This window comes from Eudoraea sp., from assembly GCF_049665975.1.
GTDB lineage: Bacteria > Bacteroidota > Bacteroidia > Flavobacteriales > Flavobacteriaceae > Eudoraea.
In genome coordinates, this window is sequence record NZ_JBATGR010000207.1 from 1 (window position 1) to 26,991 (window position 26,991).

Here is a 26,991-nt window from a genome sequence, read left to right on the forward strand (position 1 = left end):
GTGTTTATGCTATCCGCATTAAACTGATTTTTTAAGTATTGGAAGTAATCGGGTGAGGCATTAATCATTTGCCCATACATATTGTTCAAATTTATGTATCTAACTACATAAAAATCACGTAACTCTCTTGGTCCTTTAAAGATAAATTCTTTAAAAATATCTTTAGCGTTGGCAGTATCCTTCGTAGCTCTTTCAAAATAATTCCAAAAAAGAGTCATTGAACCTACTTCCATGCTGTAGTGAGAAACATCCTGAAGTTGCAGTTGTATGGAGTCTAATCTTATTTGAAGGTCTTGCCATAGAGGTTTGTCCTTATAAATTTTTACACCTCGCAGCTTGGAGATTATTTTTGGGTTGGCCATGCCATTATCTATAGCTTTATGCAATAAAATAGCTACAGAATCTGATTGCCCGGCCTGAGCATATAACGATGCCGCTTCTACGTATAATTCTGAAGACTTCAGATCTCTATTGGCATTTACCAATTTATATGCAAAAGTATTGTACGCCCCAGTGCTATCTAGTTGCTCATAATCTTCATAGAGCAGGTTTAAATCGGGCAAAAAAAGCCTGTTTATAACTTCCTTGTCTGTTTCTTTCCCTGATTCACAGGAATTCAAGAAAGGTGTAAGCAAAATGATGAAGACAAAGACTCGGGGAAGGTTTCTTCTATTCATGATGTTTTTGTTATTCTCTAAAAACTCGATTTGGAAATACAATTATACTTTCATGTCCATTTGCTCCAACAGCGGCAACACCAAAAAAGGAATTATCAATGACTATTCCGTCTAAAGTGAAGGAATTCATATCTCCAACATAGCGACTGTGGTCCCATGTAGGTGATGTGGTATCACGCCAGTAAATTTTGTATCCGGTAGCTCCTTCAGACTTGCTCCATTTTAATTTTACCGAAGCTTGTACTATACCTCCTATTTGCACTTCCTCCGGAGCAGGGGGTGCTGAGGCAATTGATGCTAAACTTATGGCGTTAACGGCCGTAAGTTTTTTCGCATACTCAAAATTTACATGTTCCAATACATCGCCGTAGGCTATTCCATTTTCCATTCTGATATCCTGATGTTGCTGGGTATAATTTTCATGGGCTTCCATTATCCGGATACCTGCAAAACCAGCATCATTAAATGGTCTGTGGTGTCCTCCTCTACCAAAACGATCCAGTCTGTAAATTAGTATAGGATTCATTTCCGGCATATACATTTTAGTTGTTTTATAAACATATCTTGCTAATTGCCGGGAAATTCCATCTACTTCTCCACCATAGAATCTTCTTGCTTTACGCTGTTGCTCTGTTTCTGTGGGAGGTACGGGTTCTGAAAAAATTCTAAAATCACGATTGCTCACTACCCCATCTACACCACTTATATTTCCAATCATATCATTGTTCAATATTCCCAATATTTCCCATCCTTTTTGTTTGGCATAAGCAGCAAGACCTTTTCCTCCGAAAAGTCCTTGCTCTTCACCCGATAATCCTACATAAATAATACTACTTTCAAAGTTGTATTTGCTTAGTACTCTGGCTGCTTCAATGGTACCGGCCATACCGCTGGCATTGTCATTTGCTCCGGGGGAATCTGAGGTGAAATTGGTAGGATCACTAACCCTGGAATCAATATCCCCACTCATAATAACAAACTTATTAGGGTACTTACTTCCGCGTTGGATTGCCACAACATTTACCACCCAAACGTCGTGGACAATACGTTCATTCTCACCTTCTTTTACTAAATCTTTTTGGTAAAACACTTCCAGACAATTATTACAACCATCAGAGATTTTTTCAAACTCACTTTTTATCCAGCGTCTTGCTGCGCCAATCCCCCTCGTCGCTGAGATTGTATCACTTAGGGTATGTCTAGTGCCAAAGTTCGTTAGCGATGTAACATCATTTTTTATACGCTTGGATGAAACATTATTAATAATGTCATATAAACGGGAATCACTTTGAGAATAAGTGATTGTTGACAATAGTATTAGTAATAGAGTAGAATATTTTTTCATAGACTATAAAATTTATGAGGGATTAGTTTCCAATTAATTCAACAAAAATACAACTAGGATTCTGAACTTGGTCTATATTTTTCCTTTGTGAACCTGTAACTGAGATTCACCTATAAAGGATACACTTCACTTTTGTTCTAAAACTACACGAGGCATGGGAGTAGAAATAGAAGTCAGTATTATCATAGTATTATTTTTCTAATATGTTGGGTTTAAATACTACTTGCTAAGTAATTTTAGATATAAAAGTATGATAACTGCTAGAGAAATTTTTTCAGCATACCGCGTACTCCGGAAACACTTTCAATATAATATTTAGCCTGGGTATTTTGCATCCCTACTTTAACTGTCACGGCTTCTTTAGGAAGTTCCTGAAACATAAATTCATCTGTCCAATCATCTCCAATGGCAAAAATGAAGTCATAATCCTTCTGCCCCAGCACTCGCATTGCTGCTCTGCCTTTGTTAACATTACTACTTTTAATTTCCATTACTTTGTTACCATTTAAAACGCTTATATCATCATTACCAATAAGACTTGTAAGCACGGTATTCAATTCATTAGCCCTGTTAACTCCAAAGTCGGGATCTGTATTTCTATAATGCCAGGCCAGGGAATAATTCTTTTCTTCTATAAAGGAACCAGGGGTTCTGTCTACAAATGATTCCAATACCGGATATATTTTTTCCATCCAGTCTTTTTTAACATTTTCCAGCATTCTAAATTCTTCACCTTGTTCTGAAATCCAAACTCCATGTTCTACTATCATGTTATATTTTTTGGGCAAAAACCAACGCGTAAAAGTTTCTTTATCTCGCCCGCTTATCAAATAGATATCGTTGCCTTCCTTTTTGCTTAGTTCGTCTAGCAAATTATATAACTCTTTATCGGGACTTGCTTTTTGTGGATCAATTTTAAAACCGGCTAGCGTACCATCATAGTCAATAAAAAAGAGCTTCTTTTTAGCGTGGTGGTAATCTTGAAGCACACCTTTTAAAATGGTATCAGTAAGACGTTTTGAAACATTGGCCGTATCCCGGTCTTTTTGGGCCTGCAGTGAATTCATAAAATCATTTGCCCATTTTTCCACATTATAGCGCTCAAGCCGCTTTTGAAGTATCGTATTTCTTCTTTGTTGTTCTAATACAGGCATATTTATAGCCATGAATAAGGCAGCGGCAATCTGTTCAAAATTATTTGGATTAATAAGTAAAGCTTCATTCATTTCATTGGCAGAACCTGCCATTTCACTTAAAATAAGAACCCCGCTTTTATCTGTTCTTGTTGCAATATATTCTTTGGCAACCAAATTCATTCCATCCCGGATAGGTGTCAACCAGGCAATATCACTTGAGGTATATAAATCAATCAAGTTTTCAAAAGGAAGTGATCTGTAAAAATACCAGATAGGGGTCCAGCTAACTGTTGATAATTCTCCATTAATACGTCCTACAAGTTCATCAATCTCCTTTTTCAAAAGTTTATATTGAGGTACGTTGGAACGCGAAGGAACGGCTAAAATTATAAGCCTGATTTTTTCTTTGTATTCAGGGTATTTATCAAGAAAGTATTTAAATGCATGCAGACGTTTGGCTATACCTTTGCTGTAATCCAGACGATCAATAGATAAAATTAACTTCGCATCGGGACTTGATTTTTTATGAAGATCGAGCCTTCTTTGTAAATCAGATTGCTGATTTTCACTATTCTGCTGATGTGTTTTAGCAGCCTCACTAAATTTTTCATAGTCGATTCCCATGGGAAAAGAATCGACCTTAACAAGCCGGTTATCCACAAAAATATCATTAAAACTAACTTCAGCACCCAATAACCTTCTCACGGAACTTAAAAAGTGACGTTCATAATCATAAGTGTGGAAACCTATTAAATCTGAACCTAGCAAACCTTCCAGAACCTCTTCACGCCAAGGTAAGGTCCGGAAAATCTCGTATGAAGGAAAGGGGATATGCAGGAAGAATCCAATTGACAAATTGGGGCGCTTTTCTCTAACCATTTTTGGTACCAGCATCAACTGGTAATCATGTATCCATATTGTATCATCTTCACCCGCCTTTTCCAAAATGGCATCGGCAAATTTTTGATTAACCGACTTATAGGTCAACCAGCTATCCAGTTCAAATTCCGCATATTCTAAAAAATAATGAAATAATGGCCAGATCGTTCGATTACTAAATCCAAAATAAAATCCGTTAACCTCTTCCTCATTGAGGCTAACCTTGGAAGAACCATGTTCTGCAAGTGCTTTATCTATTTTATCGGTCAGTTCTTTTGGAATTTCTTCATCGGTAAGGCCACTCCATCCAATCCAAAGGCTATCTCCCCCCGAATGCACAGATTTCATTCCGGTGGCCAAGCCCCCCACACTTGGTATTGCATTAATGCTTCCATTGCCAATTTCCAATTGAACAGGCAGTCTATTTGAGATTATGATAGTTTTGCTCACGTATTATCTAAAATTAAGGAGTATTGATTTTTATTTTTCTAAATTTCGACAAATTGCAGTGCAATAACAATTAATAAGCAACTTTTAGCGGATAATTCAATTATGGATAATTTAAATTATGGTATTATCGGAAATTGCAGGAGTGCAGCATTAATTTCCAAAACTGGTTCCCTGGAATGGTGTTGTTTACCTGAGTTTGATTCCTCATCGGTTTTTGCAAAGATACTTGATGAAAAAATTGGTGGAAGTTTTGAAATTCTTGTGTCTGAGGAGTACGCTGTAAGCCAGAGATATAAGAAAAGTACGGCTATCCTGATTACCAGATTTTCTGATGGTGAAAATACATTTGAATTGCATGATTTTATGCCAAGGTATTACACTGAAAATGGTAACTATCATGCACCACCTGAAATAGCACGCCATGTAAGACATATTAAAGGGAAACCGAGATTTAAAGTGCTTTATGACCCCAAATTGGAGTATGCCATAGGGGAGACCCGGTCTTATGTAAAAAATAATTTTATTGTCAGTCTTACAAATAACGAAAAATTTGACACCATCTTTCTATATACTTCATTTAACAAAAATGCTGTTCTGGAGGGGCGTGAGCTCGAAGTCACAAAAAACGGATACTTTTTATTGGGTTATAACGAAAAGATATTACAACCCAATTCGAGGAAAATTTATTTAGATCTTGAAAACACAAAAGTCTATTGGCTCAATTGGACCAATAGAACGCCAACATACAATCAATATAATAAAGAAATTACAAGAAGCGCCATAACGCTTAAACTATTGAGCTACGATAAAACCGGCGCAGTGCTGGCTGCTGCCACCACATCATTACCTGAAACCATAGGTGAAGTTAGAAATTGGGATTATCGTTTTTGCTGGATAAGGGATGCATCTATGGTTATAAAGGTAATGGCTCAATTAGGGCATAAAAACGTGGCAAGGAGGTATCTTCAGTTTATTATTGATCTTATTCCGGATAAAGATGAGAAGCTCCAGATTATGTACGGTATAAACAAGGAAAAAAACCTTACCGAAGAAACTCTGGATCACTTAAGCGGGTATAAAGGCTCCAAACCGGTGCGGGTTGGTAATGCTGCATATGCACAAAAGCAAAATGATATATATGGCATTCTAATGGATGTCATTCACGCCCAGTTGGTTAGATTTAGCACCAATATAGAGAATGGCGAAGAATTATGGGGAATAACCAAAGGCATTGTCTGGATCGTGTCTAGACATTGGAAAGAGGCAGATAAGGGAATTTGGGAATTGAGGACAGAAGAAAGGCACTTCACTTTTTCTAAAGTCTTATGTTGGGTGGCTTTAGACAGGGCTATAAAAGTTGCCAGGATACTTAAGAAAACCCGGAAACTTGAAAAATGGGTAAAATTGGAAAAGGAAATAAAAGAAGATATTTATTCAAATTCCTGGAACAAAGAGGTTAATGCATTTACCCAGTCTTATGGGTCTACCCACCTTGATGCTTCCGTTTTATTGATGGAGTCTTATGGATTTATTCATGCCAAGGACCCTAAATTTGTAAGTACAGTTTTGGCGATAGAAAAAGAATTAAGCAATGATGGATTATTGTATAGATATAAGAATGAGGATGATTTTGGATTACCTTCATCATCATTCACAATTTGTACATTCTGGTTTATCAATAGTCTTTTTAAGATTGGAGAAGAAGAAAAGGCACAACAGCTTTTCGATAAGTTATTGAGCTACAGTAATCATTTAGGGCTTTTTAGTGAAGATATTGATTTCAAAACAAAAAGACTACTGGGTAATTTCCCACAGGCCTACTCGCATTTGGCTTTAATAGAATGTGCTGTAAATTTTGCCAATAAAGCCAGTGAAGAGAAAGTTTTGGAGTCTATGCGCTAAGAATTAGCTCGTAATTGAAGTGCTAAGTGCCTTTGAGTTCCATGATTTATAAATTTAATAAAGGAAAAGCTTTTCTTTTTATATTATCGAGCAATTTTTTAAAGTGTTCTTCAGTAGTGAATGGATTCATTATTGTAACCCTTAGGTATACAATATCTTTAATTTTTGTTTGTACAATATAAAACTCACCTTCTTCCAGAAGTTTTTGCCGAACTGTTGAATTGATTTTATTAAGGCTTAGGAGATCCTTGTCTTTATTGATTAGTCTGAAACATATAATATTAGACATTGGTTTTACTGCTATTTCAAATAAAGGGTCATTTTCTAATAGCTCACCAAACTCTTGTCCAAGATCATATAGTGTTGTAACGAACTCATCAAATATACTTTTACCATAAATTTTGAGTAAGGTATACCAATGGAGGCTCATCATGTATTTGGTACATTCAAAAGTTCGCTTTGCTAGATTATACCAATCTTCCTCTTTCGAATCCTGTAGTAAATAGTCTGCTTTTTGCCTAAAGGTATTATGTGAGTCCCGACCTTTTTTAAACAACAAAGCCGTTGTAATTGAAGGCATCATCATCATTTTATGTCCATCAATAACAATAGAATCAGCCTTCTTCATACCTTTTAATAATGATTTGTATTTTGAAGAAAATATGGCCCCGCCACCATGAGCTGCATCAATATGGAACCAAATTCCTTTTTCAAAAGCAAAGTCCCCGATGGTTTCCAGATCGTCGTAAATACCGGTAGCGGTTGAAGGGGCACTTCCCACAATAGCAATAACTTCATATCCTTCATGAATAGTCTTCTTGTAGGATTGCTCTAAGAGCTCTGTTTTTAGAGCAAAACCTTCATCAACAGCTATTTTTATAATGCCTTTCTCACCTAACCCCATGATTCGCGCAGCTCTGTCTATGCAGTAATGTGCTTCCTCGGAGACCATTATTGCCAACTTATTGGAAGTGCCATTTTCCCATACGTCATTTCCGGTTCTGTTCTTACGGGCACTTAGAAGGGCTGTGAGATTTGCCAATGTCCCACCTGAGGTTAAAAATCCATCAGACTTTTTGCCATAACCAATTTCCTTGCATAATTGTTCAACTACAACGCGCTCCATTGCAGTTGGGGCCATTCCCATTTCATAGATCCCCATGCCATTGTTGAGAATCGCATTTAATAGGCTGGTTAGGCCCGTAATTGGTGCAACCGGACTTATCTGATGACCCATATAATGTGGATGATGCAGGTGTATGCTCCGCTTTATGATTTCGTTGTTCAGATCGGATGGTTTTCCATTGAAAAGAAAGTTGTTCCAGAATTTGTATTCTTCCGAAGGGTTCTCCCAATTGAGAACTTTTGATGAAGATTTATTCAATGATTTATCAAGATGTTCGGCTAGAAGATCAATTAATTGATGCCCGTTTTGTCTAAAATCCTCCGGGGAATAAGCTGTCTGTAAAAGTTGTTTGTCCATGTTTTAAAATTAGAAAGCTAGCTTGTTTTAAGCAAGACATACTTTTTTATTCACAAGTTAAGAAAATGGATACCAGACATTGAAACTTGTATCTAACAAGTATAACAAATCAGCAATCTTTCGCTAAATTTGTAGGATTAAATTAAAAGGTATAAAATCATGAAATTGAAACATGTTGTAAGTAGCTTTCTTGTAATATTAGTATTGTGGTCTTGTAAGGAAAAAGTAATGCCTGAAGAGACTGTGTTGGTCGCGGAAAAAGATTTTGAATATGTTGTAGATCAGTTTGCAGACCTAAGAGTACTTCGTTATCAGGTTCCGGGTTTTGAGGAACTCACCTTAAAAGAAAAAAAATTAGTTTATTATTTAACTCAAGCTGGTTTAGCTGGTCGGGACATAATATGGGATCAGAATTACCGGCATAACCTTAAAATAAGGGCAGGGCTGGAAAACATATACACCAAATTTACGGGTGATAAAACGACCTATGACTGGAACTCATTTGAAGTATATATAAAACGACTATGGTTCTCCAACGGAATTCATCATCATTATTCAAATGATAAAATAAAACCTGATTTTTCTAAAGAATATTTAAATTATTTACTTGCAGAAACAGATACGGAACTGGAAGGAGAAGCTTTTGAAGTTATTTTTAATGAGGTGGATAGTAAAAAAGTAAACAAGAAAAAAGGCGTGGATAATGTGGCTTCTTCGGCTGTTAATTTTTATTCTCCAGAGATCACTGATGCAGATGTGGATGCTTTTTATAGGACTGCATATAAAGGCCCGGAGGGTCGCCCAATAGAAACTGGTTTAAATTCTACTCTTGTAAAGGAGAATGGTAAAGTGGTGGAGAAGGTTTGGAAATCTGGCGGTTTGTATGGAACTGCTATAGACGAAGTAATAAAATGGCTTGAAAAAGCACAGACAGTAGCCGAAAACGAAAAACAAGCTAATACTTTAGAATTACTAGTAGATTATTACGAAACTGGAAGTCTCGACGCATGGGATGCGTACTCTGTTGAATGGGCGACTTCCACTCAGGGTAATATAGATTGGATAAATGGCTTTATAGAGGTTTATAATGATCCTAAGGGGTATAGAGGATCTTATGAGAGCATTATTGAAATAAACGATTTTGATATGTCAAGAAAAATGGCTGTACTCTCAGAAAATGCGCAATGGTTTGAAGATAATGCCACCTTGATGGAAGAGCATAAGAAGGACAGTGTAGTTGGTGTTTCTTATAAGACCGTGAATGTTGCCGGAGAGGCGGGTGATGCCTCCCCAAGTACGCCTATTGGGGTAAATCTCCCTAATAACAATTGGATCCGCCAGCAACATGGAAGTAAGTCTGTGTCATTGGGAAACATAGTTGATGCGTATAGCAATGCAGGAGGTAGTGGCAGATTAAAAGAGTTTGCCAATGATGAAGAGGAGATCAAGCTTGAAGAAAAATACGGTAAACTGGTAGATAAATTACATACTGCATTGCACGAAGTAATAGGTCATGCTTCAGGACAAATAAATCCGGGTGTTGGGCAACCAAAAGAAACCTTAAAGAATTATAGATCAACCATTGAAGAGGGTAGAGCAGACCTTGTAGGACTGTATTTTGTTATGGATCCGAAGTTAGATGAATTGGGTCTGGTAGATAATTGGGAAGAAACAGCTAAAGCCTCATACGATGGGTATATAAGAAATGGCCTGATTACCCAATTGATAAGAATAGAATTAGGGGATGATGTGGAAGAGGATCATATGGTAAACAGACAATGGGTATCTGCCTGGGTATTTGAAAAGGGTAGCCCTGACAATGTCATAGAAAAACTCACCAGGGACGGTAAAACATATTACAATATCAATGACTATGAGGCATTACGTGAATTATTTGGTGAATTATTACGTGAAACGCAAAGGATAAAATCTGAAGGTGATTTTAAAGCTGCTCAAGAATTGGTAGAAGGTTATGGAGTTAAAGTAGATCAGGCATTACACGCGGAAGTACTGGATAGAAATGCCCAATTTAAGACTGCACCCTATAGTGGATTTGTTAACCCGGTATTGGTCCCAACTACTAATGAAGCAGGTGAGATTATTGAAGTTGAAGTGGTACAACCTGTAAGTTTCGAAGAGCAGATGTTAAACTATTCGGCAAATTATGGATTTCTAAGTTCTAAGAACTAAATAAATAGCTGTTCAGGGGATTCTAAAAACAAAAACCGCTCAATTGAGCGGTTTTTCTATTCCAAAATAAAATTGATTACACTTAATCAAAAGTATACGCATTATCTGAAGCCACCTTTTCCGCTATTTGCATTCTGAGTTCAGCAACATTAGGCTGATTGGTGTACTTTGTAAAACGTTTTAATCCCATAAGCATCATGCGTTGTTCATCACCCTCTGTAAAAGAAACTATTGCTTCTTTGCCTTTTTGAATCACTATATCCACAGCATTGTATAAATACAGTCTGGACATTGCAATTTGTGTAGTTAGGTTCTCTTCCCCAAATCTTAGGGCGTTTTTCTCTGTTCTAAGGATAGTAGATTCGGCCATATATATTTCTATCAATATGTCTGACGCAGCCAATAACACCTGCTGATGTTCTTCCAGATCAGCACCAAACTTTTGTACTGCACTACCGGCAACCATCAGAAATACCTTCTTCAGACGCGCTATCATATCGTTTTCTTCTGAAAAGAGTTTAGAATAATCAGGAGTATCAAAAGATGGTATTCCCATTAGTTCATCGGCCACCTTAGTTGCCGGGCCCAATAAATCTACATGACCTTTCATTGCTTTTTTTACCAGCATACCAACCGCTAACATCCTGTTTATTTCATTGGTTCCTTCATATATGCGTGCAATTCGGGCATCTCTCCATGCTGATTCCATTGGTGTATCTGCGCTAAAACCCATTCCGCCAAAGATCTGGATACCTTCATCTGTGGTTTGTTGAACATCTTCAGATACAGACACCTTAAGTATAGAACATTCTATGGCATACTCCTCAACGCCTTTTAGTTCGGCTTCCTGGTGTGAATTGCCTTCAGCAACACGAATCGCTATCCTGTCCTCAATATTCTTAGCAGCCCTGTAACAGGCAGATTCTCCAGCATAGGCATTCGTTGCCATTTGTGCAATCTTTGCTTTAATAGCACCAAAATTTATAATTGGAGTTTTAAATTGAATCCTTTCGTTGGCGTAATTAACTGCCTCACCAAGCACTCTCCTTTGGGCTTCCAGACAAGCTGCAGCCAACTTAATTCTTCCAATATTCAAAGCGTTCATTGCAATCTTAAATCCATTTCCCCGCTCGGATAACATATTTTCAACAGGAACCTTGGTATCGCTAAAAAATACCTGGCGTGTGGAGGAGGAGTGAATCCCTAATTTTTTTTCTTCATCTCCCATAGTGATACCATTTGAGGGATCATTTTCAACGATGAAACCTGTAATATTTTTATCGTCTTCTATTCTGGCAAAAACAATAAATAATTTACAGAAGCCAGCATTAGAAATCCACATTTTTTGGCCACTAATTTGATAATGCTTTCCGTCTTTGGATAATACAGCCTTGGTTTTTCCGGAATTTGCATCTGATCCTGCACCTGGTTCAGTTAAACAGTAAGCTCCGAACCATTCACCTGATGCCAGTTTGGGCACATATTTCTTTTTTTGCTGTTCCGTACCGTAAAGGGTTATTGGCATTGTACCTATGCCCGTGTGGGCTCCAAAGGCTGTACTAAATGAGCCTGTGGCACCGGAAATATAATCACACACCAACATTGTGGAAACGAATCCCATGCCGAGACCCCCATATGCCTCCGGAACAGCAACACTTAAAAGACCTAATTCACCGGCCTTACGCATGCACTCTTCGGTAAAGGCATAATCCTTTTTTTCAAATCTTTCCCAATGCGCCCACAGTTCACGATCTACAAAATCCTTGGTGCTTTCACGCATCATTTTCTGCTCTTCGGTCAGATCTTCAAGCGTAAAAATATCTTCGCAATTTGTTTCTTTAACCAGGAACTGACCACCTCGTAAGATATCTTTGTTAATTGTATCCGTACTCATTTTATATTTCTTTAATTGATATTAATTTAAAAACTCGTAGATGCCAGCTGCACCCTGGCCTGTTCCCACACACATGGTTACCATTCCATATTTTCCTTTCATGTTGCGTTTACGCATTTCATCAAATAATTGGACAGAAAGTTTGGCTCCGGTACAACCTAAAGGATGACCCAGCGCAATTGCTCCCCCATTTACATTAACCAGATCCTGATTAAGGTTTAGTTCCCTTATAACTGCGAGCGATTGAGAGGCAAATGCCTCATTTAGCTCTATAAGGGAAATGGCATCCTGTTTTAAACCTGCTTGTTTTAATGCCTTAGGGATTGCCTTTACAGGACCAATGCCCATTATTCGGGGTTCTACACCGGCAGCTGCATAATTTACCAGACGGGCAATTGGTTCTAATTTTAACTCCTTGACCATTTCCTCACTCATTACCATTACAAAAGCTGCACCATCACTCATTTGGGAAGAATTACCTGCTGTAACACTGCCATCTGCCGCAAAAACAGGTCTTAATTTAGCAAGAACTTCTTTGGAAGTACCTGCTCTTGGACCTTCATCTTTATCCACTGTGTAGGTATTTGTTTCTTTCTTGCCTTCCGAATTAACATAGGTGTGTTCTACTTCAATTGGCACAATTTGTTCCTGAAACTTATTTTCCTTTTGTGCTTTTAACGCTTTCATGTGAGAGTTATATGAAAAATCATCCTGATCCTCTCTTGAAACCTTAAATTGTTTTGCAACAGCCTCTGCTGTTAATCCCATCCCCCAGTAATAATCTTCATGACCTTCTTTGGCAATTTCATAATCGGGGGTTGGCTTGTATCCTCCCATAGGGATATAACTCATGCTTTCTGCTCCCCCGGCTATGATACAATCAGCCATGCCCGACTGTATTTTCGCTGTGGCGATACCTATGGTTTCCAGTCCAGAGGCACAATATCGGTTTACTGTAACACCGGGAACATCATCTATCTCTAATCCCATTAAGGATATAAGGCGGGCCATATTGAGTCCTTGCTCAGCCTCGGGCATTGCATTACCTACAATTACGTCATCAATTCTTTTCTTATCTAATTGTGGCAACTCCTTCATCATATATGCTATGGTTTCTGCCGCCAATTCATCAGGTCTTTTAAAACGGAATAATCCTCTTGGTGCTTTGCCAACTGCTGTTCTATAAGCCTTAACGATATATGCTGTTTTCATTTTTTTAATTTCTAAGTGGTTTACCTGTTTTTAACATATGCTGAATTCGTTCCAATGTCTTTTTCTCTGTGCAGAGCGATAAAAAGGCCTCTCGTTCCAAATCCAATAAGTATTGCTCACTTACGAGACTTGCTTCAGACAAATCACCTCCTGCCATAACGTAAGCCAGCTTATCTGCAATTTTTTTATCGTGCTCACTGATGTAGTGTCCTGCTTCCATAGAATCTGTACCTACCAGGAACATGCCCAAAGCCTGTTTCCCCAAAACCTTGACATCTTTTCTTTTTATAGGTTGGGTATAACCTCCTTCAGCCAAAAGTTTCGCCTGTGCCTTTGCTGTTGCTATCTGTCTGTCTTTATTTACGACAACGATGTCCTTTCCTTTTTGCAGCACACCTAAGTCATATGCTTCATAAGCCGAAGTTGATACTTTGGCCATTCCAATGGTCAGAAAATATTCCTGCAGCACATTTAGTTCTACATCATTTTTTCTGAATATGTCTGAGGCTCGTAATGCCATTTCTTTAGAACCACCACCTCCCGGGATGACTCCAACTCCAAATTCGACCAATCCCATGTAGGTTTCAGCTGCTGCCACAACTTTATCAGCATGCAGTGATAGCTCACATCCACCGCCCAAACACATTCCATGAGGAGCTGAGACTGTTGGGATAGCAGAATAACGCATTCGCATCATTGTATCCTGAAAATATTTAATAGCCATATTCAATTCATCGTACTCCTGTTCTACAGCCATCATGAATATCATTCCTATATTGGCCCCTACGGAAAAGTTAGCCGCCTGGTTACCTATAACGAGCCCTTGAAAATCCTTCTCAGCAAGGTCTACTGCCTTATTTAAACCAGACAATACATCTCCGCCAATTGTATTCATTTTAGACTGGAATTCTACATTGAGTATTCCATCACCAAGGTCTTCTATAACAACGCCGCTATTTTTAAAAACTTCATTAGATTTTCTTATGTTATCTAAAATAATAAAGGCATCCTGGCCGGGTACCTTAGCCATGGTCTTCTGTGGAATATCATAAAAATAGGTGGCTCCGTCTTTAACATTGTAGAAGGAAGAGGTCCCTGAGTCCTTTAACTCCTTAATCCATTTAGCCGGGCTATGTCCCTCTTCTGCAATCATTTTCAAGCCATTTTCCAAACCAATGGCATCCCATATCTGGAAAGGTCCGTGCTCCCAGCCAAAACCGGCTTTCATCGCATCATCAATTTTATATAATTCATCTGTTATCTCAGGGATACGGTGAGAAACATAGGCAAAAAGTGCAGCAAAGCTTTTGCGGTAAAAGACGCCAGCTTTATCCTTACCATTTACCAAAATTTTAAAACGATCAATAACTTTATCTACGGGTTTGGTAAGTTCCAGTGTAGTGAAATTCGCTCTCTTTTTTGGTCTGTAATCCATAGAATCCAGATCCAGACTAAGAATGTCACTTTTCCCGTCTTTATTCTTTACCTTTTTATAGAAGCCCTGACCCGTTTTACTTCCCAGCCATTTGTTATCAGACATAGTCCGGATAAATTCGGGTAACTGAAACAATTCATGTCGTTCATCATCTCCGCAATTTTCATAGATACCATTGGCTACATGAACTAAAGTATCCAAACCTACCACATCCACCGTTCTGAAAGTTGCAGATTTTGGTCTGCCAATTACCGGTCCGGTAAGTTTATCTACTTCTTCTACTGTGAGTCCTAATTCCTGGACCATGTGAAATAAGCTCTGAATGCTAAAAATCCCAATTCTATTACCTATGAACGCAGGGGTATCCTTGGCAATTACCGATGTTTTCCCAAGAAATTTTTCACCATAACTATTTAAAAAATCCAGTACAGATTGTTTAGTTTTCGGCCCGGGAATGATTTCAAAAAGTTTAAGATAACGAGCGGGATTAAAGAAATGAGTACCGCAAAAATGTTCCTGGAAATCATCGCTTCTTCCTTCACTCATAAACTTAATAGGAATACCTGAAGTATTGGAAGTTATCAACGTTCCGGGACTTCTATGCTTTTCAAGGTTCTCAAAAACCATTTTCTTTATGTCCAGGCGTTCCACTACCACTTCTATAATCCAATCTACCTGACCAACTTTCGCTATATCATCTTCAAGATTTCCAGTGTTGATTCTACCAGCGAAATCTAAATGATAAATGGGAGATGGCTTTGACTTTAAAGCTGCTGCCAAGGAATCATTGACAATTCTATTTCTTACGGCTTTATCTTTAAGTGTAAGTCCTTTTGATTTTTCCTTTTCACTAAGTTCCCCGGGAACAATATCTAGTAATAGAACTTCAACTCCAATATTTGCAAAGTGACAGGCAATTCCGCTACCCATTATACCAGAACCTATAACAGCTACCTTTTTAATGTGCTTATTCATTGATGATGATTATTTAATTTTGTATTCCTACTATATATTTTTTTTTCAGTAATAAGGTGGTTTATAGTTTCCATAACCTCAAAAAAATTGTTCAACTGCCCCTCATTAAGATTTTGCTTAACAACATCATTAAACCGTAAAACAACATCTTTGGAATCTACACGCTTTTCAAGACCAAACGGGGTAAGATGTATTAAAACGCCACGGCCATCATCCGGATTAGGCTTACGAATAATCAGACCTTTTTCCTCCATGCTTTTTAGTATTCTAGACAAGCTAGTGGCTTCCATTCCCATTTTAGGGCCCAGGGCCGTGGAAGGTGTTCCGGTTTTAGGATCTATGCTTAACAGAGTAAAACCAACGGCCATTGTAGTGCCAAAGTTTTTGGCTTCTTCATTATACATTTTGGCAACGGATTGCCAGGTAGCACGCAAGGCATAATCTATCGTTATATCCTTCATAAAATCTTTAATTGTTCTTCAAAGATATAAAAATTTATTATGCATGCATAATAAATTTTTAAGAATAGCCCGTTGATTTTAAAAAGGAATTTTAGTGAAATTAAGTAGTTCTGATTCCATTAATAGGAAGTATCTGTTATTAATGTCCGTATATTTGGTTGTAGAGGTCCATATACTTTTCTTTAATAATCTTTCGGCGAAGTTTCATAGTAGGGGTGAGGTGGCCTCCGTCGACACTCCAGACATCCGGGGTAAGTTTAAACTGTTTAACTTTTTCCCATTTAGCAAATTTTTCATTGGCATGATCAACTTCTTCCTGAAACCTGGCCAATACTTTCGGGTTTATAACACTTTCGGTATTGGTTCCCAGATTAACATTATGTCTCACGGCCCATTCCTTTAAGAACTCAAAATTAGGTTGGATAAGCGCAGAAGGCATTTTCTCGCCTTCTCCAACAACCATAATTTGCTCAATAAATCTGGATTGTTTAAATCGGTTTTCCAATACCTGCGGCGCTACATATTTACCACCGGAAGTTTTGAACATTTCTTTTTTGCGGTCTGTAATTCTAAGAAAACCATCAGCATCAATTTCACCAATATCACCCGTGTGAAAAAAGCCGTTTTTTAATACTTCAGCACTTTTTTTGGCATCTCTGTAATATCCCATCATTACCTGTGGGCCTTTAATGCAAATCTCACCGTCAGCTTCAATCTTTACTTCAGTGCGTCCTATAGGTTTACCCACAGTTCCTATTTTAAAGCCATTATTACGCATGTCATTTACCGAGACAACAGGAGAGGTTTCCGTAAGTCCATAACCTTCCATAAGACCCATTTCAGCAGCATTAAAAATTCTTGCCAATCTGGGTTGTAAGGCCGCGCTTCCCGAAGCAATAAGATCAAGATTTCCCCCAAGTCCGGCTTTCCATTTACTAAAAATTAACGAACGGGCCAGTTTGAGTTGTTGCTCATACCACCATCCGTTTTGGCCATAAGGTTCATATCTAAGCCCTACTTTTACCGCCCAGAAAAACAAGAATTTCTTAATACCTTTTAAATCAGCACCCTTTGCAATTATCTTATCGTAGACCTTTTCTATAAGTCTGGGAACAGCAGTCATGACATGGGGTTCAACCTCTTTTAAATTTTCACTAATTGTTTCCAGTGATTCAGCGAAATAGATAGAAACACTTCTATACTGATACAAATACATTAGCATCCGTTCATAAATATGACAAACAGGTAAGAAACTAAGTGCTTTAACCGCACCATCTGCGATTGGTAATCTGAACGAACTTTCCAGGGTATTACTCACTATGTTATCATGGGAGAGCATAACACCTTTTGGCCTTCCCGTTGTGCCAGATGTATAAATTAAGGTGGCCAGGTCCTCGGGTTTTACTGAATCTTTAAGCTTTTCTACTTCAATCTGGTTTGACTCGTCTTTTCCTAGTTGTAATATTTCTTTCCAATTCTTACAGTCCCCCAATTCATCAAAAGAGTATATTTCCTTCAAGGAAGGAACTTTATCTTTTACCGTCTTGACTTTCTCATAAACCTCTCGGCAGGAGACAAAACAATAAACACATTCTGCATGGTTAAGTACATATGTATAGTCTTCTTTAGAAACAGTGGGGTAAATTGGTACATTTTGGGCTCCCAGTTGCAAAATACCGATATCCATAATATTCCATTCCGTTCGGTTGGTCATTGATATCAGTGCAATCTTGTCATTGGGTTTTACACCTAACTTTAGTAAAGCCCTACTTACCGTATTTGCCTTATCTATATACTCCCTGGTAGAAGTCGCGATCCATTCCCCATTATATTTTGTTACCAGGGAATTCTTAAGATCAAATTTTTCTAATTGGTAATAAGGAAAATCAAAAAGACGGGTTATATCTTGCATATTCTATTTCTGAATGGTAATTGCAAAATAAGAAAAGGGAACGGTATTATAAAGCAGGATTACTAAAAAATGACCTTAATTTTTTATAATTTGATAATAAAATACGATCCTCTAATAAATATGTACTTAAAAAGTCAATTAATTCTTTAGTGCAAATGAAGTTTCATTCCTTCATGGGATGAAATAAATCCTAGTTTTTCGTAAAATTTCAAAGCCGCATCTCTTTTTTTATCCGTGGTAAGCTGCACTACATGGGCTCCTCTTTTTTTAGCACGATCTATGGCCCACTGTATAAGCTCCTGACCAATTCCTTTATTCCTGTAATCCTCATGTACCCTTACGGCCTCTATTTGCGCCCTTATGCCTCCCTGATAGGTTAGATACTGAATAAAGCTTAGTTGTAAAGTACCAATTACCTCCCCGGAATCGTTTAACATTACCATTAATTCCTGATTTTGGTCAGAATTAATTTTGTCAAATGCTTTTATATACTCCTCAGGTAAGGGTGTTTTGAAGTTTTCTCTTAGCCTGCCTAATTTATCATTAGCTATGAGTTCTACAATAGCTGGTACGTCCTTTTGTTTGGCCCTGCGAATAATCAAGATACTTGGTTTTGTTTTTCTATCCATTTTCTGGCGTTAGTAAACGCCTCTAGCCATGGAGATATTTGATCGTTTCTATCCTTAGGGTAATATGCCCAGTTCCATGGAAAAATAGAACGCTCAATATGTGGCATGGTCACCAAGTGCCTCCCTGTTTTATCACACATCATTGCCGTGTTAAAATCACTTCCATTGGGATTAGATGGATACTCACTATAACCATATTTAGCAACAATGTCGTAATTTGCTTCGGTCAAAGGAAGACTAAATTTCCCTTCACCATGTGATATCCACACCCCAAGAGTTGTTCCTGCAAGAGAAGATAGCATTACCGAATTATTGTCTTCAATCTTTACAGAGGTGAAACTGCTCTCATGTTTATGCGAATTGTTAAAAGTCATTTTGCCATGAACTTCATGTTCAGGATTCACTAATTCTAATTCCATAAAAAGCTGACATCCGTTACATATTCCAACTGATAAAGTATCCGTCCTGCCAAAAAAGTTTAGCAGTGATTGCCTTGCCTTTTCATTATATTTAAACGCGCCTGCCCATCCTTTTGCACTTCCCAAAACATCAGAATTTGAGAATCCACCTACTGCACCTATAAATTGAATATCTTCCAGGGTTTCTCTCCCCGTAATGAGGTCGGTCATATGAACGTCCTTGACATCAAATCCGGCAAGGTACATAGCATTGGCCATTTCACGTTCAGAATTACTGCCCTTTTCTCTTAAAATTGCTGCCTTCGGACGTTTTATATTTTCTGCACTTCTTTCGGGACGATGATTTTGAAAATATGCCGGGAAGTTAAAATTAAGGGGTTGTTTTTTGTAATTTTCATATCTCGATTTAGCAAGATTATTAGAGGTTTGTCTCTCGTCTAGGAGATAAGATGTTTTATACCAGGTATCCCGTAAACTATTAATATTCAAACATATTTCAACTTCTTGATTTTTTAAGTTCAATTCCGGTTGTTGGATAACTTCCCCTATTTTATTAAAATTTATTCCAGCTTTCTGCATTTTTACTTCTACTGAATCATCTTTGGCTTGAAAAACCAATCCGGAATTTTCGGCGAAAAGTAATTTGATAGTATCTTTTTCTCCCAGACTTGAAAGATCCAAAGAAGCACCCATTTTAACATCGGCAAAACACATTTCCAGAAGTGTGGTTATCAATCCGCCTGAAGAGACATCATGGCCAGCTACAATTTGTCCGTCTTTTATCAATTCCTGAAGTGTGTTAAATACATTTATGACATATACCGATTCTTTTATTGTAGGGGCTTTATCACCAATTCTATTAAGTATTTGTGCAAAAGAAGATCCACCCAACTCATATTCATCCTGAGAGATGTTGACATAATAAATACTTCCAGCACTTCTTAGAAATACAGGCTCTACTACCTTGGTAATATCTGTACAATTTGCTGCCGCTGAAATTATTACAGTGCCCGGAGCAATAACTTCTTCATCCTTGTATTTTTGTTTCATGGATAATGAATCCTTACCCGTGGGGACATTGATCCCAAGTTCAATGGCAAAGTCAGATATAGCTTTTACAGCGGTATACAATCTGGCATCTTCTCCTTCATTTCTGCATGGCCACATCCAATTAGCTGAGAGAGCAACCGATTTTAAACCGTCTTTTAGAGGTGCCCAGACAATATTTGAAAGGGCCTCGGCAATACTGTTCCTGCTACCTGCGACCGGATCAATTAATCCGCTTATTGGGGAATGACCAATGGAAGTCGCAATACCTTCCTGGCCCTTAAAATCCAAGGCCATGACGCCACAATTATTCAGGGGCAATTGCAAAGGACCGGCACACTGCTGTTTAGCAACTTTGCCACCAACACATCGGTCTACCTTATTTGTTAACCAATCCTTACAGGCGACAGCTTCGAGCTGAAGGACTTGATTAAGGTAGTCATGAAAAAATTCTATTTTATAGGCTGTTTCCTGATATTTCCTGTCGACTGTAATATCATTCATAATCGTTTTCGGAGAGCTGCCAAACATGTCGGAAAGCTCAAGATCCATTGGCTTAATTCCTTTTGTTTCGGATTCAAAAGTGAATCTATTGTCTCCGGTAACATCCCCTACATCATAAATAGGAGAACGCTCCCTATCGGCGATTCGATGTAATAATCCCATATTTTCGGTTCCCATTACCAGCCCCATGCGCTCCTGAGATTCATTTCCTATAATTTCCTTGGCTGAGAGTGTAGGGTCCCCAATAGGGAGTTTATCCAGATCAATTTTGCCTCCTGTCTCTTCCACTAATTCTGATAAACAATTTAAATGACCGCCGGCACCGTGATCATGAATAGAAACTATGGGATTCTCCTTGCTTTCCACAAGGCCCCGTATTGCATTAGCAGCGCGTTTTTGCATTTCCGGGTTCGAACGTTGTACAGCATTTAACTCAATAGACGAACTAAATTCGCCAGTATCAGCGCTTGAAACGGCAGCACCACCCATTCCTATACGGTAGTTATCACCGCCAAGAATAACTATTTTATCTCCTTTTTTTGGAGTTCCTTTAAGAGCCTGGTCTGCTTTGCCATAACCAATACCTCCGGCGAGCATAATAACCTTATCATATCCTAATTTTCTGGAATGTTCTTCGTGCTCAAAAGTCAATAAAGATCCGGATATTAAAGGTTGACCAAATTTGTTGCCAAAATCAGAAGCACCATTGGAAGCTTTTATAAGAATATCCATTGGGGTTTGGTATAACCATGGTCTTTCCTCCATTCCTTTCTCCCATGACCTGTTTTTTTCCAGCCGAGAATATGAGGTCATGTATACGGCGGTTCCTGCGATGGGTAATGAGCCTTTACCTCCTGCCAAACGATCCCTTATCTCACCTCCGGAACCAGTAGCTGCGCCATTAAAAGGTTCTACGGTAGTTGGAAAGTTGTGGGTCTCGGCTTTAAGTGAAATAACAGATTCAAACTCGCTTTCCTGATAGTAGTCTGGTTTATCAGAAGTTTTTGGGGCGAATTGAACCACCTTAGGACCTTTTACAAAAGCCACATTGTCTTTATATGCTGATACAATTTCATTTGGATTTTCCTTAGCTGTTTTTTTTATCAGCTTAAAAAGTGAAGAAGGCATTTCTTTACCATCAATTACAAAAGTCCCGTTAAAAATTTTGTGCCTGCAATGTTCAGAATTTACCTGACTGAATCCAAAGACTTCAGAATCTGTTAATTTCCGACCTATTTTTTTTGATAGTCCTTCCAGATATTCTACTTCATCCGGGCTCAGGGCTAATCCTTCTTCCTTATTATATTTGGAAATATTATCAATTTCAAGAATGGGATGAGGTGCAACCTCAATACTATAGATCTCCTGATTTAGCGCAAGGTACTTTTGCGAGAGCATTGGATCAAAATCTTTAAAATTTTCATCCACACGGGTAAATTCTTCTATTCTAAGAATTCCTGAAACACCCATATTCTGAGTTATTTCCGTGGCATTTGTACTCCAGGGGGTAATCATTGCAGCCCTTGGTCCAACAAAAAAGGCGTCTATAGACGCCAAATTTATTCTGGGTTGGTTTCCGAATAACCAATTAAGTTTCTCAATGTCTTTTTCGGAAAGTTCTTGTTTAGTTTGTACTGCAAAAACTTTAGTGCTGAGATCTCCAAAGAATTGAATCATGGAACTTATTACAAATTAAGATTACGAAAGCACAAATTTACATTATTAAAATGGGTTTTTTTAATAGAAAAGTTAACAGTTTTCAAATGTAATTGTTCATTACTTCCTTGTCATTCGAGCCATATAGAAACCATCAAATCCACTTTCTGATGCATAAATGTTCACCTCTTCCTCCAAAGAAAATACTTTCCCTTCATCAGAATCTAAAAAGTGTTTCACTTGTTCTGTATTCTCCAGTGGTAAAATAGAACAAGTAGCATATATTAGTTTGCCGCCTTCTTTTACCATCTTGCTGTAATTTTTCAGTATTTCTTGTTGTACTTTGACAATCTTATCCAGAAATTCCGGCTGTAATTTCCACTTGGAATCCGGATTGCGTCTCAGTACACCTAGTCCTGAACATGGAGCATCTATTAGCACTCTGTCTGCACTGCCATATAATTTTTTATAAACCTTGCTATTGCCTATTACTCTTGTTTCTACATTATGCGCACCATCTCTTTTAGCCCTTCTCTTAAGTTCTTTTAATTTATTTTCATAGATATCAAGGGCAATAAGCTGCCCTTTGTTTTTCATTAGAGCGGCTAAATGCAAAGTTTTACCTCCGGCGCCGGCGCAGGCATCAATTACCCGTAAGCCCTGTTCAACCTGTGTAAAAGTCCCGACTTTTTGTGATGATGCATCCTGAACTTCAAAAAAGCCATCAGTAAATGCCTTTGTTCTAAAAACATTCGTACGCTCTTTTAATTTCAAGGCATCAGGATAACCTTCAATAGACTCGGTCTCAATGCCCTCTTCTAAAAGAACATTTTTTAAGTCGTTTTTGGATGTTTTAAGCGTGTTCGTTCTGAGAATTACCTGGGCCTGTTGATTTAGTGCTGCAATTTCTCTTGTCCATAACTCCTCTCCCAATGAATTTAAACCTAATTCCTCTATCCAGTCCGGAATAGATTCTCTGTATTTCCTGATTTTAGAAAGCTCATCGAATTTCCCTTTAATTCGCCTGGTCGGAGTATTTTCAATTTGTTTCCAATCTGGCAATTGAATTCCTCTAAGCACTGCCCAAACTGCAAATAGCCTAAATAAGTTAGGTCTGGAATAGGGAGCACTTACCTCTGCAATTTCAGAATAAAGTCTTTTCCAACGGACTATGTCATAGGTGGTTTCAGCAATAAAACCTCTATCTCTAGACCCCCAACGTTTATCGTGCTTCAAAGTCTTTTCCACTACCTTATCGGCATATTCTCCCTCGTTAAATATAAGGTTGAGTGCGTCTACTACAGCAAACACCAAATTTCTATGTAACCGCATCTGCAAAATTTAGTAGGCAAAGGTATTGCTTTTAATTTTTAACTAATTAATTACCCTATAGTTACTAAACAAAGTAATTTGATATTTTTAATCGCTGAATGGAGTCGCAATTTTTGAAATGGTACAATTGAACAATGGAATAATCGTTTTATTCTATCGGTAATAAACCCGGTTTTATCCCTAAATTTACACATGCGCTACAGTATCTTATTCTTCACTTTATTTCTAATTCATTCCTGCCAGAAACCTGTTAATAGGCCTGTTTTTTCCGAGGTCATAGTTGAAGTACTTTATGAGGATTCCTTAAGTATAAGAGCAATTGAATTGATGGGTGGGAGTTTAGGTTTTGCGGCCAACAAAGGTGTTTTTGGGACAATTGACCTGCAGACCAAAACAGTCAGGACCAATAGTCAAAAATATGATAGTATTTTCCCTGAATTCAGGGCTATTGCACATACATCTACAGATTTTTTTATGCTCTCTGTTGCAAATCCTGCTTTGTTGTATAAAACAGGAGATATGGGAAAAATGGAATTAGTTTACGCAGAGGATGGGGAGAACGTTTTTTATGATGCCATGGCTTTTTGGAATGATAAAGAAGGTATAGCTATCGGTGATACCGTTGGAGGTTGTCTTTCTATAATTATTACCAGAGACGGTGGATATAGCTGGGCTAAACTTCCATGTGACCAATTACCCCAGGGACTTGAAGGAGAGGGGGCTTTTGCTGCCAGTAATACGAATATAGCCCTTCAGGGAAATAAAGCGTGGATAGGAACAACTAAAGGGCGTGTGCTTTTTACTGATAACGCAGGAAAATCATGGAGTGTAGTACAAACCCCCATCCTTAGTGATAAACCTACTCAGGGTATTTATTCGATGGACTTTTACGATAGCTCATTGGGAATTGTGATTGGTGGAGATTATACAGATCCAGACAAAAGCTTTGCCAATAAAGCGATCAGCCGTGATGGAGGTAAAAGCTGGGAGCTACTTGCTAATAATCAAGAACCTGGCTACAAGAGTTGTATCCGATTTGTACCTAATTCTGAAGGCAAAGAGATTGTGGCTATAGGATTTACAGGAATTTCATATTCAAACGATATGGGAATAAACTGGAAGGCTCTTTCAAACGAAGGGTTCTACACCATACGATTCCAGAATGATTCAGTAGCATATGCTGCAGGAAGAAATCGTATTGCCAAACTTACGTTCAAATAAAAAGGGAAGCTTGAGAACTTCCCTTTTTAATCACCAATAAACTAACCACTTATTGTGGTAACCAAATCAAAACCAAGCTAACTATACATTCACTACTATATAGTTACGCCCCTTTTTCTTATAAAAAACTCCATTATAGGTATAATACTTCCTACCCCTATGAACAACTACTTTATTTCCTAATGGAAGTTTTCTCACTTTAATTCCAACAGGTGCTGCACAGACCACATATTTTCTTCCTCTCGCTTTATACCAGATACCATTGGAAAAGTGAAAATTCACTCCTTTATGTACGACAAGTCTTGGTTGATATAATGTTGTAACTACGCTACCATGTCTGGGATATACTTTAACGGTGCGCTGAGCAGTTACAGCTGAAGTTGCACCAACTAATAAAATAATGATTACTAATAGTTTTAAACTTTTCATAACTTCTTTTTTTATTGATTATAAAGCTAAGACTATCAATTAAAGTAAAGGTTTAATTAAGATTTATGTTTTTTATTGAATATGGATTAGTGGAATACAAGTGTTCTATTATTGATTTTACAAACAAATAAAGGAAACCAAAAGGTTTCCTCTATAATTCGAAAGGATCTGATAATTTATCTCCCTCCTTGTCGCCTTTGCTGAATTTGTTTCAACAATCGTTTCTTAAAATCTTCTTCGGCTTTAATTAAAAGAAAGGTTTTCTTTGGTGAAATAACTTCACGAATATTTGACAGGAATAAAATATTAAGCTCTTGTTTCTCCTTCTCCAGCTCAATAAGTTGATCTAAGAGTTTATTTGCTTCTGCTTCGCTTAAATTCTCAAAATCGACCATTTTACTCCTAATTTCTACGCGTTCCTTTCTGCGAATTTGAGCCATTGCTTTCTCATGCTCATTGTAAACGGGCCAAAACATTGCGGCCTCCTTACTACTAAGATCTACCCTTTCTGTTATAAAGGCAACCTTCAGGGATTTAATTTTATCCATTCCGGGCCTGCCTTGTCCCGACACACTAACAACTGTTAAAAACAGCATTATAAACACCAATATTTTACCGAAATTATTCATCGATCTCCAAATTTAATTCATCAAAATCGTCAATGTTATCCTCAAGGTAATCGATGATATTTTCATCATCCAGTTCACCATTAAGAATATCATTTACCTCAAATTCTTCTGTAAGCAGCACTTCCGCCAGTTCGTAACTACTAAATCCCAGTTCGTTTTCTTCAATGTAATTTTCAATGTCCGTTCTGGCCAGATCATCAAAAGTAAAACTACTTTTACCCTTCTGTTGAATACTTAAAACTAATATCAGAATTGCGGCTACAGAGGCTGCTACATATAAATATTTCTTATAGGAATTGAGTCTTATTACTTTTGATTCCTTCTCAGTTATCTTCTCTAAGACCTTTTTATTCAGATTATCAAAATAGCCTTCCGGAACTTTAAATCCATCCTTGTTAGGAAGACTTGAAGTCTCTTTTGACATTTTATTCAAAAGATCATCCGTAAAACCTTCAAAGTAACCCTCTGGGGTTTTAAATCCACTATTTTTTATTTTTTTACCCATCCTTATAGTTTGACTCTTAATGTCATAAAAGGTTTAATATTGCCCGGTCGTAATCATTTTACTTTTAAATTCTTTATATACTTTAAACCTAAATATATTAAATAAGCATTACTTCTTTTATTCTTCTTTTAAACTGGCTTCAATTTTTTTCACCGCTAAATGATAGGAAGCTTTTAAGCCACCTACAGAGGTTTCTAATATCTCCGATATTTCCCCGTATTTTAGTTCTTCAAAATATTTCATATTAAAAACCAATTTTTGTTTTTCCGGCAATAGTGCGATTGCCTTTTGCAACTTCAATTGTATTTCATCACCTTCAAAGTATACATCTGCCTGTAAATTATCCGCCAATCTTTCCTGTAGTTCATCATTGCTAACACCTAATTTTTTAGACTTTACCTTGATAAAGGTAAGGGCTTCATTAGTAGCAATTCTGTACATCCAGGAATATAACTTGCTATCTCCTTTAAAGTTATCAATATTTCTAAAGACCTTTATAAATGTGTTTTGCAATACATCATCTGTGTCGTCATGATCGAGTACAATTCGCCTGATATGCCAGTAAAGTCGTTCTTTGTAAGTGTTTATAAGCACCTCAAAGGCACTAGCCTGGGTATCTTTCTGTTTTAATTGTTCTATTAAGGTTTCTTCGGCGATCAAAGCAAATAC

18 protein-coding genes and 1 pseudogene are annotated in these 26,991 nt (G+C 37.7%); 3 read left to right on the top strand and 16 right to left on the bottom strand.

The window, feature by feature from the left end:
* From WBN20_RS07585 to WBN20_RS07595, 3 genes and pseudogenes are all read right to left on the bottom strand, one after another.
* A pseudogene (locus tag WBN20_RS07585) lies at positions 1-677 on the bottom strand (hypothetical protein); the annotation flags it as partial.
* Between the two features lie 10 nt (positions 678-687).
* A complete protein-coding gene (locus WBN20_RS07590; RefSeq protein ID WP_424281256.1) occupies positions 688-2,022 on the bottom strand; it encodes a M28 family peptidase in 1,335 nt (444 codons plus the stop codon).
* A gap of 260 nt (positions 2,023-2,282) precedes the next feature.
* Entirely contained in the window at positions 2,283-4,487 is a 2,205-nt protein-coding gene (locus WBN20_RS07595; RefSeq protein ID WP_424281257.1) for a bifunctional alpha,alpha-trehalose-phosphate synthase (UDP-forming)/trehalose-phosphatase, read from the bottom strand.
* A gap of 102 nt (positions 4,488-4,589) precedes the next feature.
* Here WBN20_RS07595 and WBN20_RS07600 point away from each other — a divergent pair, with 102 nt between their 5' ends.
* Positions 4,590-6,389 (top strand): glycoside hydrolase family 15 protein, encoded by a 1,800-nt coding sequence (locus WBN20_RS07600; protein WP_424281258.1) that lies wholly within the window; start codon positions 4,590-4,592, stop codon positions 6,387-6,389.
* 46 nt (positions 6,390-6,435) lie between these two features.
* Here WBN20_RS07600 and WBN20_RS07605 read toward each other — a convergent pair whose 3' ends face one another.
* Entirely contained in the window at positions 6,436-7,872 is a 1,437-nt protein-coding gene (locus WBN20_RS07605) for a pyridoxal phosphate-dependent decarboxylase family protein (protein ID WP_424281259.1), read from the bottom strand.
* Between the two features lie 159 nt (positions 7,873-8,031).
* On the opposite strand from WBN20_RS07605, the gene WBN20_RS07610 reads away from it, so the two are divergent.
* A complete protein-coding gene (locus WBN20_RS07610) occupies positions 8,032-10,062 on the top strand; it encodes a dipeptidyl-peptidase 3 family protein (RefSeq protein WP_424281260.1) in 2,031 nt (676 codons plus the stop codon).
* Between the two features lie 82 nt (positions 10,063-10,144).
* On the opposite strand, the gene WBN20_RS07615 is transcribed toward WBN20_RS07610, so the two are convergent.
* From WBN20_RS07615 to WBN20_RS07650, 8 genes are all read right to left on the bottom strand, one after another.
* On the bottom strand, positions 10,145-11,956 hold the full coding sequence (locus WBN20_RS07615) for an acyl-CoA dehydrogenase family protein (RefSeq protein ID WP_424281261.1): 1,812 nt from the start codon (positions 11,954-11,956) through the stop codon (positions 10,145-10,147).
* A 21-nt stretch (positions 11,957-11,977) separates the two neighbouring features.
* Positions 11,978-13,168, bottom strand: a complete 1,191-nt coding sequence (locus WBN20_RS07620; RefSeq protein WP_424281262.1) for an acetyl-CoA C-acyltransferase — start codon at positions 13,166-13,168, stop codon at positions 11,978-11,980.
* 4 nt (positions 13,169-13,172) lie between these two features.
* Positions 13,173-15,578 carry a 3-hydroxyacyl-CoA dehydrogenase/enoyl-CoA hydratase family protein gene (locus WBN20_RS07625; RefSeq protein ID WP_424281263.1) on the bottom strand — a complete coding sequence of 802 codons (2,406 nt, stop codon included), beginning with the start codon at positions 15,576-15,578 and terminating at the stop codon, positions 13,173-13,175.
* Complete coding sequence (locus WBN20_RS07630; protein ID WP_424274165.1) at positions 15,575-16,039, bottom strand: MarR family winged helix-turn-helix transcriptional regulator; 465 nt, start codon at positions 16,037-16,039, stop codon at positions 15,575-15,577. The genes WBN20_RS07625 and WBN20_RS07630 overlap by 4 nt, the downstream gene beginning before the upstream one ends.
* Before the next feature lie 139 nt (positions 16,040-16,178).
* Entirely contained in the window at positions 16,179-17,951 is a 1,773-nt protein-coding gene (locus WBN20_RS07635) for an AMP-dependent synthetase/ligase (protein WP_424281264.1), read from the bottom strand.
* 146 nt (positions 17,952-18,097) lie between these two features.
* Entirely contained in the window at positions 18,098-18,580 is a 483-nt protein-coding gene (locus tag WBN20_RS07640; RefSeq protein ID WP_424281265.1) for an N-acetyltransferase family protein, read from the bottom strand.
* Positions 18,550-22,227: a phosphoribosylformylglycinamidine synthase gene (purL, locus tag WBN20_RS07645; protein WP_424281266.1), complete on the bottom strand. Its 3,678-nt coding sequence runs from the start codon at positions 22,225-22,227 to the stop codon at positions 18,550-18,552. Before purL ends, WBN20_RS07640 begins: the two co-directional genes overlap by 31 nt.
* 99 nt (positions 22,228-22,326) lie before the next feature.
* A complete protein-coding gene (locus WBN20_RS07650; RefSeq protein WP_424272438.1) occupies positions 22,327-23,538 on the bottom strand; it encodes an RsmB/NOP family class I SAM-dependent RNA methyltransferase in 1,212 nt (403 codons plus the stop codon).
* A 192-nt stretch (positions 23,539-23,730) separates the two neighbouring features.
* On the opposite strand from WBN20_RS07650, the gene WBN20_RS07655 reads away from it, so the two are divergent.
* On the top strand, positions 23,731-24,759 hold the full coding sequence (locus WBN20_RS07655) for a WD40/YVTN/BNR-like repeat-containing protein (RefSeq protein ID WP_424281267.1): 1,029 nt from the start codon (positions 23,731-23,733) through the stop codon (positions 24,757-24,759).
* An 81-nt stretch (positions 24,760-24,840) separates the two neighbouring features.
* Here WBN20_RS07655 and WBN20_RS07660 read toward each other — a convergent pair whose 3' ends face one another.
* From WBN20_RS07660 to WBN20_RS07675, 4 genes are all read right to left on the bottom strand, one after another.
* Positions 24,841-25,188: a DUF6515 family protein gene (locus WBN20_RS07660; protein WP_424272435.1), complete on the bottom strand. Its 348-nt coding sequence runs from the start codon at positions 25,186-25,188 to the stop codon at positions 24,841-24,843.
* Positions 25,189-25,364: 176 nt separating this feature from the next.
* Complete coding sequence (locus WBN20_RS07665) at positions 25,365-25,817, bottom strand: hypothetical protein (RefSeq protein WP_424275167.1); 453 nt, start codon at positions 25,815-25,817, stop codon at positions 25,365-25,367.
* The gene (locus tag WBN20_RS07670; RefSeq protein ID WP_424281268.1) at positions 25,810-26,322 is read right to left on the bottom strand and encodes a hypothetical protein; all 513 of its coding nucleotides are present in this window, start codon (positions 26,320-26,322) and stop codon (positions 25,810-25,812) included. The genes WBN20_RS07665 and WBN20_RS07670 overlap by 8 nt, the downstream gene beginning before the upstream one ends.
* Positions 26,323-26,439: 117 nt before the next feature.
* Positions 26,440-26,982 carry an RNA polymerase sigma factor gene (locus tag WBN20_RS07675; protein WP_424272432.1) on the bottom strand — a complete coding sequence of 181 codons (543 nt, stop codon included), beginning with the start codon at positions 26,980-26,982 and terminating at the stop codon, positions 26,440-26,442.
* Positions 26,983-26,991 lie beyond the last annotated feature (9 nt).